This is a genomic window from Nguyenibacter vanlangensis (assembly GCF_013376155.1).
Classification (GTDB): domain Bacteria; phylum Pseudomonadota; class Alphaproteobacteria; order Acetobacterales; family Acetobacteraceae; genus Gluconacetobacter; species Gluconacetobacter vanlangensis.
In genome coordinates, this window is sequence record NZ_JABXXP010000742.1 from 1 (window position 1) to 1,324 (window position 1,324).

At 70.8% G+C, this 1,324-nt stretch carries 3 protein-coding genes; all 3 read left to right on the forward strand.

What is annotated here, in order from left to right; genetic code table 11:
* The coding region (locus tag HUK84_RS18610; protein ID WP_176641552.1) for a phosphotransferase at positions 1 to 578 on the forward strand (578 nt) is incomplete at its 5' end.
* Entirely contained in the window at positions 568 to 1,074 is a 507-nt protein-coding gene (rnhA, locus tag HUK84_RS18615; protein ID WP_176641553.1) for a ribonuclease HI, read from the forward strand. The genes HUK84_RS18610 and rnhA, both read left to right, overlap by 11 nt.
* A gap of 23 nt (positions 1,075 to 1,097) precedes the next feature.
* Positions 1,098 to 1,324, forward strand: a 227-nt coding sequence (locus HUK84_RS18620; protein ID WP_176641554.1) for a nucleoside hydrolase, incomplete at its 3' end; no start/stop codon positions are given.

The following is a 1,324-nucleotide window of genomic DNA, read 5'->3' on the forward strand; positions in this document are numbered from 1 at the left end:
ATGACGCCGTGCGCCCCAATGCCTTGGGCCCCGGATCCTGGCCGGGCCTGCTGGATTCCTGCCGGAGGGACGGCGATTCGGTGCAGCCGGGGCTGGTGGCCGAGCTGGATGCGGCGCTGGCGGAGATCCTGCCGGCCTGGCCGGCGCCGGGCGCGCTGCCGCGCGGGCAGATCCATGCCGATCTGTTTCCGGACAATGTCTTCTTTCTGGACGGCGCGGTGTCCGGAATCATCGATTTCTATTTCGCCTGCACCGACATCCTGGCGTACGACGTCGCGATCTGCCTGAACGCCTGGTGTTTCGACGCGCAGGGGCGGTTCGATGCGGCGCGGTCGCGCGCGCTGATCGCGGGGTACGAATCGGTTCGGCCGCTGAGTGAGGCGGAGCGCGCGGCGCTGCCGGTGCTGGCGGCGGGGGCGGCGATGCGGTTCCTGCTGACCCGGCTGTATGATTGGGTGAACACGCCGGCCGGCGCGATGGTGACGCGCAAGGACCCGCTGGATTACCTGCCGCGCCTGCGGTTCCATCGCGCGGCATCGGCGGACGCGTCGTCGGGAGCGGCGGATCATGGTTTCTGACGCCGAGCGGCCGGCCGAGGCGGATGCCGAGACGGATCTGTCGCTGGTCGAGATCTGGACCGACGGGGGGTGCAAGCCCAATCCGGGGCCGGGCGGCTGGGCGGCGCTGCTGAAATTCCGGGGCAGCGAGCGTGAGATTTCGGGCGGCGCGGCCGAGACCACCAACAACCGCATGGAACTGACGGCGGCGGCTGAGGCGCTGGAGGCGCTGAAGCGTCCGTGCCGGGTGGTGCTGCATACGGACAGCGAATATGTGCGCAACGGCATCACCCGCTGGCATACGGGCTGGGTGCGGCGCAACTGGCGCAATGCCGCGGGCGATCCGGTGGCCAACATGGATCTGTGGCGGCGGCTGCTGGATGTGAGCGCCCGGCACGAGGTGAGCTGGCGCTGGGTGCGCGGCCATTCGGGCGACGAGAATAACGAGCGGGTCGATCGCCTGGCCACCGAGGCGCGCGACGCGCTGGGGGTGGCGTATCCGACGCGCCGGCGCTGAGTCCTGACGGGGAGGGCTGGGGGATGATCCGTCCCATCATCATCGATACCGATCCGTCGCCGGACGATGCGGTGGCGTTCCTGATGGCGCTGGCCTCGCCCGACGAGCTGGAGGTGCTGGCGCTGACCACCGTGGGCGGCAACGTGCCGCTGGCGCTGACGACGCGCAACGCGCTGATGGCGCTGGAACTGGCGGGGCGGGGGGACGTGCCGGTCTATGCCGGGGCGGCCGGGCCGCTGATGGGTGCGCT

Bases quoted from the DNA above. Each gene is read 5' to 3' on its own strand.
- rnhA (WP_176641553.1), top strand. From the start codon at position 568: ATGGTTTCTGACGCCGAGCGGCCGGCCGAGGCGGATGCCGAGACGGAT.